The sequence below is a fragment of the Mycobacterium triplex genome (assembly GCF_000689255.1).
GTDB lineage: Bacteria > Actinomycetota > Actinomycetes > Mycobacteriales > Mycobacteriaceae > Mycobacterium > Mycobacterium triplex.
Genome location: NZ_HG964446.1, coordinates 57148 through 70768 on the forward strand (window position 1 = coordinate 57148; position 13621 = coordinate 70768).

13 protein-coding genes are annotated in these 13621 nt (G+C 68.0%); 4 read left to right on the plus strand and 9 right to left on the minus strand.

Going from position 1 to position 13621, the window contains the following annotated elements; translation table 11 throughout:
- Positions 1 to 4 precede the first annotated feature (4 nt).
- On the minus strand, positions 5 to 997 hold the full coding sequence (locus BN973_RS00295) for a stage II sporulation protein M (RefSeq protein WP_036465191.1): 993 nt from the start codon (positions 995 to 997) through the stop codon (positions 5 to 7).
- A 138-nt stretch (positions 998 to 1135) separates the two neighbouring features.
- On the opposite strand from BN973_RS00295, the gene BN973_RS00300 reads away from it, so the two are divergent.
- Complete coding sequence (locus tag BN973_RS00300; protein ID WP_330981720.1) at positions 1136 to 1966, plus strand: RDD family protein; 831 nt, start codon at positions 1136 to 1138, stop codon at positions 1964 to 1966.
- Here BN973_RS00300 and BN973_RS00305 read toward each other — a convergent pair whose 3' ends face one another.
- Positions 1967 to 2356, minus strand: a complete 390-nt coding sequence (locus tag BN973_RS00305) for a hypothetical protein (RefSeq protein ID WP_036465193.1) — start codon at positions 2354 to 2356, stop codon at positions 1967 to 1969.
- Positions 2357 to 2544: 188 nt separating this feature from the next.
- On the opposite strand from BN973_RS00305, the gene BN973_RS00310 reads away from it, so the two are divergent.
- Complete coding sequence (locus tag BN973_RS00310) at positions 2545 to 3279, plus strand: PadR family transcriptional regulator (RefSeq protein WP_036465194.1); 735 nt, start codon at positions 2545 to 2547, stop codon at positions 3277 to 3279.
- A 48-nt stretch (positions 3280 to 3327) separates the two neighbouring features.
- On the opposite strand, the gene glpK is transcribed toward BN973_RS00310, so the two are convergent.
- Positions 3328 to 4884, minus strand: a complete 1557-nt coding sequence (glpK, locus tag BN973_RS00315) for a glycerol kinase GlpK (RefSeq protein ID WP_051641042.1) — start codon at positions 4882 to 4884, stop codon at positions 3328 to 3330.
- Between the two features lie 134 nt (positions 4885 to 5018).
- Here glpK and BN973_RS00320 point away from each other — a divergent pair, with 134 nt between their 5' ends.
- Positions 5019 to 6506, plus strand: a complete 1488-nt coding sequence (locus BN973_RS00320) for a hypothetical protein (protein ID WP_036465197.1) — start codon at positions 5019 to 5021, stop codon at positions 6504 to 6506.
- 19 nt (positions 6507 to 6525) lie between these two features.
- Positions 6526 to 7206 carry a class I SAM-dependent methyltransferase gene (locus BN973_RS00325; protein ID WP_036465199.1) on the plus strand — a complete coding sequence of 227 codons (681 nt, stop codon included), beginning with the start codon at positions 6526 to 6528 and terminating at the stop codon, positions 7204 to 7206.
- Between the two features lie 79 nt (positions 7207 to 7285).
- Here BN973_RS00325 and egtE read toward each other — a convergent pair whose 3' ends face one another.
- The 6 genes from egtE to BN973_RS00355 form a co-directional block, all read right to left on the minus strand.
- Positions 7286 to 8437, minus strand: coding sequence for an ergothioneine biosynthesis PLP-dependent enzyme EgtE (gene egtE, locus BN973_RS00330; RefSeq protein WP_036465201.1), 1152 nt, complete (start codon positions 8435 to 8437; stop codon positions 7286 to 7288).
- Positions 8434 to 9399, minus strand: coding sequence for an L-histidine N(alpha)-methyltransferase (egtD, locus tag BN973_RS00335; protein WP_036465202.1), 966 nt, complete (start codon positions 9397 to 9399; stop codon positions 8434 to 8436). Before egtD ends, egtE begins: the two co-directional genes overlap by 4 nt.
- Positions 9399 to 10097: an ergothioneine biosynthesis protein EgtC gene (egtC, locus tag BN973_RS00340; RefSeq protein ID WP_036465203.1), complete on the minus strand. Its 699-nt coding sequence runs from the start codon at positions 10095 to 10097 to the stop codon at positions 9399 to 9401. Before egtC ends, egtD begins: the two co-directional genes overlap by 1 nt.
- Complete coding sequence (gene egtB, locus BN973_RS00345; protein WP_036471871.1) at positions 10097 to 11413, minus strand: ergothioneine biosynthesis protein EgtB; 1317 nt, start codon at positions 11411 to 11413, stop codon at positions 10097 to 10099. The genes egtC and egtB overlap by 1 nt, the downstream gene beginning before the upstream one ends.
- A gap of 44 nt (positions 11414 to 11457) precedes the next feature.
- Entirely contained in the window at positions 11458 to 12756 is a 1299-nt protein-coding gene (gene egtA / locus BN973_RS00350) for an ergothioneine biosynthesis glutamate--cysteine ligase EgtA (protein ID WP_036465204.1), read from the minus strand.
- Positions 12757 to 12914: 158 nt separating this feature from the next.
- Entirely contained in the window at positions 12915 to 13562 is a 648-nt protein-coding gene (locus tag BN973_RS00355; RefSeq protein ID WP_036471872.1) for a sensor domain-containing protein, read from the minus strand.
- Between the last annotated feature and the right edge of the window lie 59 nt (positions 13563 to 13621).

The following is a 13621-nucleotide window of genomic DNA, read 5'->3' on the forward strand; positions in this document are numbered from 1 at the left end:
CCGGTCAACGAGTGGGAATCACGTCCGGCGCGTCGTCGATATCGCCGGTCTCCCCGGCTTTTACGGCCCGACGCCCGAAGTAGATGACATACGTCAGGAAGGCCGCCTCGGCGAGGATCCCGATAGCGACGCGGACAAACGTCGGCAGCGGCGATGGTGTCACCATCGCTTCGATCACCCCCGACACCAGCAGCACACCTACCAGCCCCACCGCCACTGAGACGACGGCCCGGCCCTGTTCGGCGAGCACCTGTCCGCGGGGGCGATCGCCGGGCGATATCACCGACCACCCCAGCCGCATCCCCGCCGCCCCGGACAGGAAGACCGCGGTCAGCTCCAGCAGCCCGTGGGGAAGCAGCAAACCCAGCAGGATGCCGCCCTTGCCGGCCTGGAACATCAGCCCCGCGATCAAACCCAGGTTGGCGGCGTTTTGGAACAACACGTACGGAATCGGCAGCCCCAGCAACACCGCAAACGCGATGCACTGGGCCGAGACCCAGGAGTTGTTCACCCAGACGTGCAGGGCGAACGCCAGGGCCGGGTGTTCGCTGTAATAGGACGCGATGTCGTGGTTGACCAACTGGTCGATGTCGCTGGGGGTTCCGATCGCGGCCTGCACCTCGGGGTTGTTGGCCACCCAGGCCGCGATGACCACCGCGACACCCAGGAAGGCCGCCGCGGTGCCCAACCACCACCGCCAGGCACGGTAGGCCGTCACCGGGAAGGACACCGTCCAGAACCGGGTGAATGTGCTGGTCAATGGCGCATGTGCACCGGTAACCGCGGAACGGGCCCGGGCGATCAAACTCGACAGCCGACCGATCATCAGCGAATCCGATGACGCCGACCGCAGCATCGACAGATGGGTGGAGACCCGTTGGTACAGCTCGACGAGTTCGTCGACTTCCGCGCCCGTCAGCGACCTGCGCTTCTTGATCAGCTGGTCAAGCCGGTCCCAGGTCGGGCGATGGGTCAGCACGAATGCGTCGACGTCCACGTGCGCAGCCTAATGGCAATTTCGGGGTCACCGGCTACGGCCGGTCACGCGCCCAGCGAACCTGTACCGTTCGGTGTTATGTCGGAGGTGGTGACCGGGGACGCCGTGGTGCTGGACGTGCAGATCGCCCAGCTGCCGGTGCGAGCCCTGAGCGCGCTGATCGACATCACGGTGATCTTCCTCTTGTACATCGTCGGGCTGATGCTGTGGGCGGCGACGCTGACGCAGTTCGACGGCGCGCTGAGCGGGGCGATCCTGATCATCTTCACGGTCCTGGTGATGGTCGGCTATCCGATGGCGTTCGAAACGGCGACCCGCGGACGGTCAGTCGGCAAGATCATCATGGGCCTGCGGGTGGTGTCCGACGACGGCGGACCAGAACGCTTCCGGCAGGCCCTTTTTCGCGCGCTGGCCTCGGTGGTGGAGATCTGGATGCTCGCCGGGAGCCCGGCCGTGATCTGCAGCATTTTCTCGTCGAAGGCCAAGCGTGTCGGCGACATCTTCGCGGGCACCGTCGTCGTCAGTGAACGCGGGCCGCGGTTGGGGCCGCCGCCCGCGATGCCTCCGTCGCTGGCGTGGTGGGCGGCCTCCCTGCAATTGTCTAACCTCGATGCCGGCCAGGCCGAGGTCGCACGCCAATTCCTTTCCCGGGCATACCAACTCGACCCTCAGTTGCGCATGCAGATGTCGTACCGCATCGCCGGCGATGTGGTGTCCCGGATCGCGCCGCCGCCTCCGCCGGGCACCCCACCCGAGCTGGTCCTTGCCGCCGTCCTGGCCGAACGCCACCGCCGCGAGCTGGCGCGCCTGCGCCCCGCGATGCCACCGGGCCCACCGCCCGGCCCCTGGGCCGCCGGACCCTGGCCGCCCGCACCGCAGTTTCACGCACCCGGGCCCGTCGCACCGCCGGCGCCCATGCCCCAACCGGCGCCGGGACAGCAAACGGGCGGCTTCTCGCCACCGGGCTAGTCAGCTCGCGACAGTGGCGGCCATCAGCGCGACGTCGGCGACCAACAAAGCCCAGCCGAGCAGCGGCACGGCGACGCCGGCGCGGCGCTTGGCCGTGAAGAACGTGACCAGGATGACGACGAAAGCCACCAGCGGCGCCCCATAAAACGCCGCGCCGAAGTCAATGCCGCCGTCGTCCAGGTTGGGACAGCTGTGGCCGGTACACCCGTCGGTGCTCATCACGGCACCGAGCGCAAACAGCATCACGATCGCGGCTGCAGGCACCGTCGACAGCGCCAAACCCCAGTTCACCCACGCCCACACGGGTGGGTTCTGGCCGCTGTCGTGCCGGCCCGGCTCGGTGCTGTTGGTGTCGCGGTCGAACGTCACGTTGGAGTCCCTTGCGTTCATCACGAAGGTCGTACCCGTCGCCCACCCGGGACAAACGAAACCCTGGCGGGGATCCTTTCGTGCAGGTCAGGCCCGCAAAACCAGCTCCGACGAAATCCACCGTTGCATCGCGATCGTTTCCGATATATCGTGATATTCCGAAAGTGCACGGACGGTGCGCTGCCCCGAGAACATTGAGGACTACAACAATGAGCAACCCATTTACTCCCCCCGAGGGACCATTCACCGGTCACCCCGGCATCGGATTCGGCTTCGGTCCCGGACACGGACGCGAGCAACGGCGCGCACTGCATGGCGCGCGGCGGCAGGTCCGCCGCGAATTTTTCGAAAACCTCCGCGACCAGGCCGGCGACCAGGGCTTCGGCCCCGGCTTCGGTCCAAGCTTCGGTCCAAGCTTCGGCCCCGGCTTCGGGCCGGGCTTCGGCCCCGGGTTCGGCTTCGGCGCGGGCGGGCGACGCGGCGGATGGCGTCGCGGCGGCCACAACCGCGGCAAGCGCGGTGACGTGCGGGCGGCCATCCTGGCACTGCTCGCCGAGCGGCCGATGCACGGTTACGAGATGATCCAGCAGATCGCCGAGCGCAGCCATGGAATCTGGAAACCCAGCCCCGGCTCGGTGTACCCGACGCTGCAGCTACTCGACGACGAGGGCCTGATCACCGCGAGCGAAACCGACGGCAGCAAGAAGCTTTTCGAGCTGACCGAAGAAGGGCGCGCGGCGGCCGAGAAGGTCGAGACCCCACCGTGGGACGAGATCGCCGAGGGCGCGGACCCCGGTCAGATGAACCTGCGGTCGGCCATCGGTCAGCTGTTCGGGGCGGTCGCGCAATCCGCGCACACCGCCACCGCCGAGCAGCAGCAGCGCATCATCGAGATTCTCAACAATGCGCGCCGCGAGGTCTACGGCATCCTCGGCGAGGACTGACCGGCTAGCCAAGAAGTGCCCGTCGGCCCGGCGCCGGCGGGCATTTCGCTACGTGACGTCGACCCAATCCAGCGTGCGCTGGACCGCCTTGCGCCACCCCGCATATCCCTGCGCGCGGGTGTCGTCGTCCCACTTCGGTGTCCACCGCTTGTCTTCCTGCCAGTTGGCCCGCAGGTCGGACGGATCGGCCCAGAACCCGACCGCCAACCCGGCCGCATAGGCCGCACCCAGCGCGGTGGTCTCGGCGACCACCGGCCGCACCACGTCCACGCCGAGCACGTCGGCCTGGATCTGCATACACAACTCGTTGCCGGTGATGCCGCCGTCGACTTTCAGCACCTCAAGGCGCACACCGGAATCCGCTTCCATCGCGTCCACCACGTCGCGGCTCTGGTAGCAGATCGCCTCCAGCGTCGCGCGGGCCAGATGCGCGTTGGTGTTGTACCGCGACAGCCCGACGATCGCGCCGCGCGCGTCGGATCGCCAGTACGGGGCGAACAGCCCGGAAAACGCGGGGACGAAATACACCCCGCCGTTGTCGGGAACCTCGCGGGCCAGCCATTCGCTTTGCGCGGCCCCGCTGATGATGCCCAGCTGATCGCGCAGCCACTGCACCGCCGAGCCGGTGACCGCGATCGAACCCTCCAGCGCGTAGACCGGTTTGGCGTCCCCGAACTGGTAACAGACCGTGGTGAGCAGCCCGTTGTCGGACCGCACGATGTTCTCGCCGGTGTTGAGCAGCAGGAAATTGCCGGTGCCGTAGGTGTTTTTCGCCTCCCCCGCGGACAGACACACCTGCCCGACCATCGCGGCGTGCTGGTCACCCAGAACTCCGGCGATCGGCACCTCGGCGCCGAACGGTCCGTCCGTCGAGGTGACGCCGTAAGGCTGCGTCGGCGACGACGACGCGATCGCCGGCAGCATCGCGCGCGGAATCGAAAACAAGGACAACAGCTCGTCGTCCCAGTCCAGCGTTTCCAGGTTCATCAGCATGGTCCGGCTGGCATTGGTCACGTCGGTGACATGCACCCCGCCCCGCGGACCGCCGGTCAGGTTCCACAACACCCAGGTGTCCGGGGTGCCGAACAGGGCGTCACCGTTTTCGGCCGCCGCGCGCACCCCGTCGACGTTCTCCAGGATCCATTGCAGCTTGCCGCCGGAGAAATAGGTCGCCGGCGGCAGGCCTGCCTTGCGCCGGATCACCTCGCCATGCCCGTCGCGGTCCAGCGCCGACGCGATCCGGTCGGTGCGGGTGTCCTGCCACACGATCGCGTTGTAATACGGCCGGCCCGTCTTCCGGTTCCACACCAGCGTCGTCTCGCGCTGGTTCGTAATACCCAGCGCAGCAATGTCTTTCGTCGAAAACTTCGCGGTGTTCAGCACCGACATCAACACCGACGAGGTCCGTTCCCAGATCTCGATCGGGTTGTGCTCGACCCAGCCGGCCCGGGGCAGGATCTGCTCGTGCTCGAGCTGGTGACGTGCGACCTCGGCGCCGTCGTGATCGAAGATCATGCAGCGGGTGCTGGTGGTGCCTTGATCGATAGCTGCGACGAACTCGGCCACCTGTCTCCTTCGTCGTGAACTGCGACACGTTGCTGCCATCGTCCATGATGGTGCACCGCCCCACCAGATCTGCAGCTAACCGAATCGATTCGGGGCGGCCGGGCGCGGACGCGCCGACGCGATCCGTCGCGCCGCTCTTGCGTTACCGCCGGTAAACCTGTTCCATCGGCGATGTGGGCGAAGAGGTCAAGCGCACCGCGTATGACCGCGCACATCGGCGGGAGTACCGGCGCAAGGTGCAGTTGTGTCTGGACGTCTTCGAGACGATGCTCGCCCAGTCGCGCTTCGACTCCGACCGGCCGCTGACCGGCATGGAGATCGAATGCAACCTCGTCGATGCCGAGTATCAGCCCGCCATGTCGAACCGGCACGTGCTCGATGCGATCGCAGATCCGGCCTACCAGAAGGAATTAGGCGCCTACAACATCGAATTCAACGTCCCTCCCCGGCCGCTGCCCGGCCACACCGGCCTGGACCTGGAGGCGGAGGTGCGGGCCAGCCTCAACGAGGCGCAGACCAGGGCCAGCTCGGAAGGCACCCGCATCGTGATGATCGGCATCCTGCCCACGCTGATGCCCGAGCATCTGTCGCGCGACGGCTGGATGAGTGAGTCGACACGGTACACCGCGCTCAACGACTCGATCTTCAGCGCCCGCGGCGAGGACATCCCGATACACATCTCCGGCCCGGAGCCGCTGAGCTGGGAGGCCGTGACCATCGCTCCCGAATCAGCTTGCACCAGTACGCAATTGCACTTGCAAGTGGCCCCGGCAGACTTCGCCCCCAACTGGAACGCGGCGCAGGTGATGGCCGGCCCGCAGCTGGCGCTGGGAGCCAACTCGCCGTACTTCTTCGGCCATCAGCTGTGGTCGGAGACCCGTATCGAGGTGTTCTCGCAGTCCACCGATACCAGGCCCGAGGAGCTCAAAACCCAGGGGGTGCGGCCCCGGGTGTGGTTTGGCGAACGCTGGATCGACTCGATCCTCGATTTGTTCAAAGAGAACATCCGCTACTTTCCGTCGCTGCTACCCGAGTTGTCCGACGAGGATCCGGCCGCCGAGCTGGCCGCCGGCCGCATTCCACAGCTGTCTGAACTGCGCCTGCACAACGGCACCGTGTACCGATGGAACCGGCCGGTGTACGACCTCTTGGAGGTTGACGGGGTCGGGCGCCCGCACCTGCGGCTCGAGAATCGGGTGTTGCCGGCCGGGCCCACCGTCATCGACATGCTGGCCAATTCCGCGTTCTACTACGGCACCCTGCGCACCCTGTCCGAGGAAGAGAACCCGCTGTGGGCGAGGATGAGTTTCGCTGCGGCGCACCACAATTTCCTCGAAGCGGCCCGCCACGGGATGGACACCGTGCTGCATTGGCCCGATCTGGGTGAGGTGAGCGCGGCCAAGCTGGTGCTCGACACGCTGCTGCCGATCGCCGACGAAGGACTGCGCCGCTGGGGGGTGGACGCCGAGGTGCGCGATCGTTTCCTCGGCGTCATCGAAGACCGGGCCAAGGCCGGCCGCAACGGCGCCAGCTGGCAGGTGGCAACGGTGCGCGCGCTGCAGGACTCCGGCATGACGCGCCGCGTGGCGCTCGCCGAGATGCTGCGCCGGTATTGCGACCACATGCACACCAACGAGCCGGTCCACACCTGGCCCTGCTAGCCGCGGGTAGGTTGGACCCATGACACCCGACGAGGTAATGGACTGGGACAGCGCCTACCGCGAACAGGGAGAGTTCGACGGGCCCCCGCCCTGGAACATCGGTGAGCCACAGCCCGAATTGGCCGCCTTGATCGCGGCCGGGAAATTCCGCAGCGACGTGCTGGACGCCGGTTGCGGATTCGCCGAACTGTCGCTGGCGCTGGCCGCCCAGGGGTATACGGTGCACGGCGCCGATCTGACGCCGACCGCCCTCGCCGCGGCGACCAGGGCGGCCGAGGAACGTGGCTTGAGCACGGCCACCTTCGAGCAGGCCGACATCACTTCGTTCTCCGGCCACGACGGCCGGTTCGCCACCGTGGTCGACAGCACGCTGTTCCACTCGTTGCCGGTCGAGGGCCGCGACGACTACCTGGGTTCGGTGCACCGCGCGGCTGCTCCGGGTGCCGGCTATTTCGTGCTGGTCTTCGCCAAGGGCGCCTTCCCGGCCGAGATGGAACCGAAGCCTAACGAGGTGGACGAGGAGGAATTGCGCGCCGCGGTCGGCAAGTATTGGGAGATCGACGAGATTCGGCCCGCCTACATCCACGCGAATATCCCCGACATGCCCGACGCGCCGTTCCAATTCCCGCCGCACGATCGCGACGAAAAGGGCCGGATGAAGCTTCCCGCCTACCTCCTGACCGCGCACAAGGCCGGCTGAGGAATCCACCGGTTCGTCGAAATCGACGCCGCCGCAGGTCTTCTCGCACTTTTTCGCGCTGGCGTCGATCTCGGCATCGCTAGGTCGCCGTCGCCGTCGCCGCGGTCGCGGCGATCAGTGCTTCGGCGAAGGTCTCCAGATCTTCGGCGGTGGTGTCGGCGTGCGGGGAGATTCGCAGCCGCGGCCCGGTCATCTCGAGCGGCGCCCTTTGCACCCCGGCGTAGGTGGTCAGGATCCGCCGTTCGGCGAGCAGCCATTCTCGCACCGCCTGCGGGTCGGTACCGTCGACCGGTGCCAAAGTGGTGATGGCGCTTGGCTCTTCGGTCTCTTCGACCACCGCCCACCCCGGCACATCGACCAGCATCGTCCGGCTGATGCGGCCGAGCTCGGCCAGCCGCGCGCGCACCGCCTCGGGACCGAACGCCAAATACTCGCCCAGCGCCACCGAAAACCCCACTCGCGCAGCGAGATTGGCTTCACCGAATTCGAGCTGCTGGGCCACCGAGAACGAACCCGACCACTCCGGCGCCGCCAGCCGGGGATGAAGCCGCTCCGTCAGCTCGGGCCGAGCCGCCAGGAAGCCGACACCGCGCGGCCCGGCGATCCACTTGCGCGACGAGGAGTAGGTGACGTCGGCGCCGACCGCGCAGTCGACCTGGCCCAACGCTTGGGCGGCGTCGACGACCAGGGGCAGGCCCAGCTCGCGGCACAGTTTCGCGATCATCGAAATCGGTTGCACGACACCGCTATGGCTGGCGACCGGGGTCAAGTGCACGAAATCGGGCGGTTCGTCCTCCAGGACGAATGCCGCTTCGTCGAGTGCGAGCCGGCCATCCTCGAGGGCCGGCAGCAGCCGACGTTCGAAGCCGTGGGCGGACATCACGGCGAGGTTGGGACCGTATTCGCCCGGCAGGCAGGCCAGTGTCCGCCGCTCGGCGGGCCAGCTGCCCAGCAGCAGATCAAGCGCGTGCAGCGACCCCGTGGTGTAGACGACGTCGGCACCGGCCATGCCGGTCAGCGCGGCAATAGCGGCGCGCCCGGCGTCGAGCGTGGGCGCGGCGGCCTGCGCGGCCACATACCCGCCGACCTCCGCCTCGTGGCGGGCGTATTGCGCGGCGGCGTCGATCGCCGCGTAACTCTGCCGCGAACACGCGGCACTGTCCAAGTGCAAACCGGCTGCGGGTGGGCGGGCCTCCCGCCATCGGTCGGCCAGCGAGCCGCTATCGGTCACTTGACCGCTAACGACAACCCGAAATCGCCTGCGGCGTCGGTCCACCACTGGATGCGACGCAGTCCCGCGCCGGCCAATTCGGCGCTCACCCCGCCGGGGTGGAACTTGCTCGACACCTCGGTCAGCATTTCCTCGCCGGCGGCGAACTCGACGGTCAGGTCGAGGGCACCGACGCGGACCGTCTGCGGAAGGTCGGTCCGCAGCCACATTTCGATGCGTTCCTCGTCTGCGTTCCAACGCGCCACGTGCTCGAAGGCGTCGACGTCGAAATCGGCGTCGAGTTCCCGGTTGATCACCGCGAGCACATTGCGGTTGAACCGGGCCGTCACCCCGGCCGCGTCGTCGTAGGCGCGCAGCAGCCGGCCGGTGTCCTTGACCAGATCGGTGCCCAGCAGCAGGGTGTCGTCGGGCCGCATCACGTCGGCGAGGGACTTGAGGAATTCGGCGCGTGGTCCGGGTGTGAGGTTGCCGATCGTCGACCCGAGAAACACGAACAGCCGACGGCCCCCGCTGGGGATCTCGCCGAGGTGTTCCTCGAAATCGCCGCAGACGGCCTTGATTTCGACACCTGCGTATTCGTGCTGAATGGCAGCCGCGGCGGTCGACAGGATGCTCGCGTCCACGTCGAACGGCACGAATCGGCGCAGCGATCCGCGGTTGTGCAGCGCGTCGAGCAGCAGCCGGGTCTTCTCCGAAGTGCCGCTGCCGAGTTCGACCAGGGTGTCGGCCTGGCTGGCCGAGGCGATTTCGGCGGAGCGGGCGAGCAGGATCTCCGCCTCGGCCCGCGTCGGATAGTACTCCGGCAACCGGGTGATCTGGTCGAACAGCTCACTGCCCACCGAATCGTAAAACCACTTGGGCGGCAAGGTCTTCGGCGTGCTCTGCAGACCGTCGAATGCATCGCGACGCAGAGCGTGGTACGCAGAGTCGGCGGCGAGGTGGTTGGACAACGTCAGTGTCATCAAAATCCTTTCGGCTCGTCCAGCGGGGTCATCGTCACCCCTTGGGCGGTCACTTCGACGAGGTGGTGATCGGGCACGTCCTCCCATCCGGATGCGTCGTCGTAGGGCTCACTGGCCAGCACCACACCGTCGTCGCGGCGCAGGATCGACAAGGTGTCACCCCAAGCGGTGGCCAGCATGCGAGAACCGTTGGCGGCCAGGATGTTCAGTCTGGCGTCGGGGTCGAGCGCCCCGATCTGCGCGATGGTCTCACCCAGTACTTCGAGCCCAAGCGAGAAGACGGTGGCCGCCAACATCGCACTGTCACAAACGGATTCGGCTGTCGCCGTCAAGGGCAGCACGCTGCGATCGACGACACCGTTATGCGACAGCAGCCAGCGGCCGTCGGTGAACGGCGCGGTCGCGCTGACGTCGTGCGGCATACCGACGGTCGCCGAGCGCACCGCGGCGACCACGCAGCCGCTGCGCAGCGCGGGGGCGACCGATTCCAGCGACGTGTCGCCCCACAACGGCGCGGTGCTGCGCCAGCGCCGGGGCACGCCGTCGTCGAAAAACCCGACGCCCCAACCGTCGGCGTTCATCAGGCCGTGCTTCTGGCGGCGCGGCGAATACGACTGCACGCGCAGACCGAAGGGCGGATCCAGTATCAGCGAGGAGACGCTGACGTCGGCGCCAAGCCAGCCGAGGTGACGGCACATCAGGCGGAGTCCCCCACCTCGGGGACATCCCAGGCCAGCCGTACTCCGGAGAAGATCTGACGACGGATCGGGTGGTCCCAGTTGCGGAAACTCGGTCGCAGGATGGCGGATTCGACGGCCCACGAGCCGCCACGCAGAATTCGGTAGTCGCCATCGAAGAACGGCTGCGAGTAGCGGTCGTAGATCATCGGGACGAAACCGGGCCATGGCCGCAGCGGCGAACTGGTCCACTCCCAGACGTCGCCCAGCATCTGCTCGACGCCGTAGGCCGACGCGCCGGCCGGGTAGGCGCCCACGGGGGCCGGGCGCAGTGCGGTGCCACCCAGGTTGGCGAGTTCGGCCGACGGCTCCTGCGCTCCCCACGGGTAGCGGCGCCGGCTCTCGGTGACGGGGTCCCAGGCGCAGGCCTTCTCCCATTCCATTTCGGTGGGCAGCCGCGCACCGGCCCAGGCCGCGTACGCCTCGGCCTCGAAGTAGGTGACGTGCTGCACCGGCTCGTCGGCCGGAATGTCTTCGATATAGCCGAAGCGGGTGCGGGTGCGCCCGTCGGATCCCCAGAACTGTGGCGCGCTCAGGCCCGCGCCGCAGCGGTGCTCCCACCCGCGGTCGGACCACCAGCGCGCCTGGCGGTAACCTCCGTCGGCGATGAACTGTTGCCACTCACCGTTGGTGACCGGGACCCGGCCGATGCGGAACGCCGGTAGGTCGACGACGTGGGCGGGGCGCTCGTTGTCCAACGAGAACGGTTCGCTGGTGGCGTCGACGCCCAGTACGAACGGGCCGCCGGGCACCAGCACCGACGTCCCGGCCACGCCCGCCCGGCCCTCGGGCAAGTTGGCGGGGTCGCGCAGCAGCGCAGCGCCGGTGCGCAGATTCAGCGCCTGCAGCATGGTTTCGTCGTGCTGGTTTTCGTGGCTGACCACCATCGCGTAGACGAAGGCCGCGTCGTCTCCGGCGGGATCGTCGGGCAATGCGTCCAGTGCATCCAGTGCCGCGGAACGCACTGTGCGGCAATAAGATCGGGCTTGATTCGGAGACAGCAGCGGCAGATCGACACGACTGGCGCGGGAGTGTTCGAAGGCGTCGTAGAGCCCTTCGACAGACGGATCCAGCATCCCCGGGCGATTCGGGTCACCCCCGCGCAGCAGCCACAGCTCCTCCTGCTGACCGATGTGCGCGAGGTCCCACACCAGCGGGCTCATCAACGGGTCGTACTGACGACGCAGTTCGTCGTCGTCGAAATCGACCAGCAGCAGCGTGCGCGTGCGCGCCCGCTCCAGATCGTCGGCGAGCCGTTCCCTGCATGACGATCGCAAGCGCGGCGCAGCCGGGCGCAGCGGGTCGGAATCATCGGGGAAAGTCACAAGCCCCCTTGCGCCAGCTGCGACACCGTGGCCGCGATGCCGTGGTCGATTACCTGGTCGGAGAAGTCGTCGCCCGGACATCGACCGCGTTCGACCATGCGGATCAGCCGGTCCATCGCGTCGGTGAGCTCGGGCGGCGCCTTCGCGGCGGCGATGGCCGCACAGGAAGTGGCGGCCTGGTGCAAACGCCGGTCGCTCAAACCGAGCCGGGCCGCGTTGTCCCAGGCGGTGGCGACCGGCTCGACGGCCGCCGCGGCCGCGTCGGCCGCGACCGGGTCGTCGAGCAACGCCGCCAGGGTGAACGCGATAGCGGGCCAGTAGGCATCCGGTGCGCTGTCCAGGTAGCGGATTTCCAACCATTGTCTGGGGCGCACCGGCGGAAACAGCGTGGTCAGGTGATAGTCGAGATCGGCCAGGGTGGGCCGGCGGTCGCAGAGCAGCGCCGAGCCGTCAGCCCAGTCGGCGAAGGAAACGTAGTGGGTGAGCGCTCTGAAGTCGTGGGCCTCGGGATTGTGCACCATCATCACCGGCGCCTTGAGCGCGTAGCGCGCCCAGTCGGTGCCGGGGTCGTCGCCGCTGGCGCCCAGGATGGGTCCGCAGCGCGCCGAGTCCATCTGGCCCCACACCCATTGCCGGGTGGACACCCAGCCGGAGAAGTCGCCGCCCAGCATCGGGGAGTTGGCCGCGATCGCGATCATCGTGGGACCCAGCGCGTGCGCCAGCCGGACCCGGGCCGCCCAGCCGGCCTGCGGCCCGGCGTCCAGGTTCACCTGGACCGAGGCCGTCGACGTCATCATCGCCGCCCCCGCCTCCGCGGAGTTGCTGGCGGCGAAGAACTCTTCCATCGCGCGGTAGCGCGCGCCGGGGTTGACCCGCTTCGGCACCCGCAGCGGGTCGGCGCCCAGGAACACCAGCCCCAGCCCGGCGTTGGCGAAGGCCTTGCGCAGCACGCTTTGGTCGTTGTTCATCGATTCGCTGGCGGCGACGACACCGTCCTCGGGCGGGCCGGACAGTTCGACCGCCCCGCCGGGTTCGACTGTGACGGCACTGCGGCCGGGCAGCGGGGGCAGCTGGTCGATGACCTCGGTGATCTCGTCCCAGCTCGGCCGGCGGTAGGGGTCAACCGGGTCGACGCAGTGCGCCTCCATCTCCAGGCCGACGCGACCCAGCGGGCCGTCGATCAAGCAACCGTCGGCGATGTACTGGGCGGCTTCCTCGGATGTGCTCAACTCGGAGTCGGCGGGGCGGGCGGCATCTAGCTGCGAGGCCGCGGCGGTGACAGCGGCGAGCGTCATATCACGATCCCTCCGGGCCCGACCGCGCACGCCGAGCGCCTTGTTGGGCAGCTATCCGAACGATAGCCGCCTTGTCTTCATCTTCCAGATCGTCCCGACATATTCCCGTTCCCGCAGGTTCTCGCCACACGGCTGGCATGAATACCCAAAGTCACCGACTACTGCCCCAGCGCGTTTTGCATCGCCCCGGCCAGCACATTGACCGCGGGTCCCGCGTTGCCAGACTGACAAACCTTGGCCTGAAGCACCACGTTTTCACGCAGCCGGGTTTGATTGAAGCAGCGGCGATCGGTGCCCGCTTCTTGCTTGGTCCAGTTCGCGTCCGTCCCGGTCGCGGGCGCCCCGGCAAACGACCACACCTGCGTCTGCCCGTTGTCCAAGTGCATCGTCGTGGTCTGACCCGAGCAACCCACCGTGCGGTCCACCAGTCGGTGGAAGGCCCGGTCGGCGGCGTCGTTCGTGGCGAATACGCCGACCGCTTGCTTGGCGAAATGCGTCTGGTCGTTGGCCGACGTCTGCGACGTGGCCCCGTTGAAGGACGCCAGGTCGGGGTCGTTGTACACATCGGGCAGCCCGATGTCCGCCCAGTTGTTGCAATCGGCGAGGTCGACGAAGAAACCCTGGACCGGTGCGGTGAACACGGCTTCCCACCCCATGGGTCCGCCGACGATGTTGCCGACCGACCCTTTGCCGAGGACCGCGTACGACACCACCCCGGGCTCCGATGGATGGGCGGCCGCGCTGGGGACGCCTGAAGCCGCCCCCAGGCCCAGACCGACGCTTACCGCCACAGCGGAGATCCGCATCATGAATCTCGATCATGCCAGGGCGACGGCCCGCAGCGAACGGGGCCGCGCGGGACGGG

What these genes read in the sequence shown, in the direction of transcription:
- BN973_RS00305 (WP_036465193.1), bottom strand. Translation starts at nt 2,356, where the DNA reads ATGAACGCAAGGGACTCCAACGTGACGTTCGACCGCGACACCAACAGC.
- glpK (WP_051641042.1), bottom strand. Translation starts at nt 4,884, where the DNA reads ATGGCAGCAACGTGTCGCAGTTCACGACGAAGGAGACAGGTGGCCGAG.
- egtA (WP_036465204.1), bottom strand. Translation starts at nt 12,756, where the DNA reads ATGACGCTCGCCGCTGTCACCGCCGCGGCCTCGCAGCTAGATGCCGCC.
- egtC (WP_036465203.1), bottom strand. Translation starts at nt 10,097, where the DNA reads ATGTGCCGTCACCTCGGCTGGCTTGGCGCCGACGTCAGCGTCTCCTCG.
- egtD (WP_036465202.1), bottom strand. Translation starts at nt 9,399, where the DNA reads ATGACACTGACGTTGTCCAACCACCTCGCCGCCGACTCTGCGTACCAC.
- BN973_RS00355 (WP_036471872.1), bottom strand. Translation starts at nt 13,562, where the DNA reads ATGCGGATCTCCGCTGTGGCGGTAAGCGTCGGTCTGGGCCTGGGGGCG.
- BN973_RS00325 (WP_036465199.1), top strand. Translation starts at nt 6,526, where the DNA reads ATGACACCCGACGAGGTAATGGACTGGGACAGCGCCTACCGCGAACAG.
- BN973_RS00310 (WP_036465194.1), top strand. Translation starts at nt 2,545, where the DNA reads ATGAGCAACCCATTTACTCCCCCCGAGGGACCATTCACCGGTCACCCC.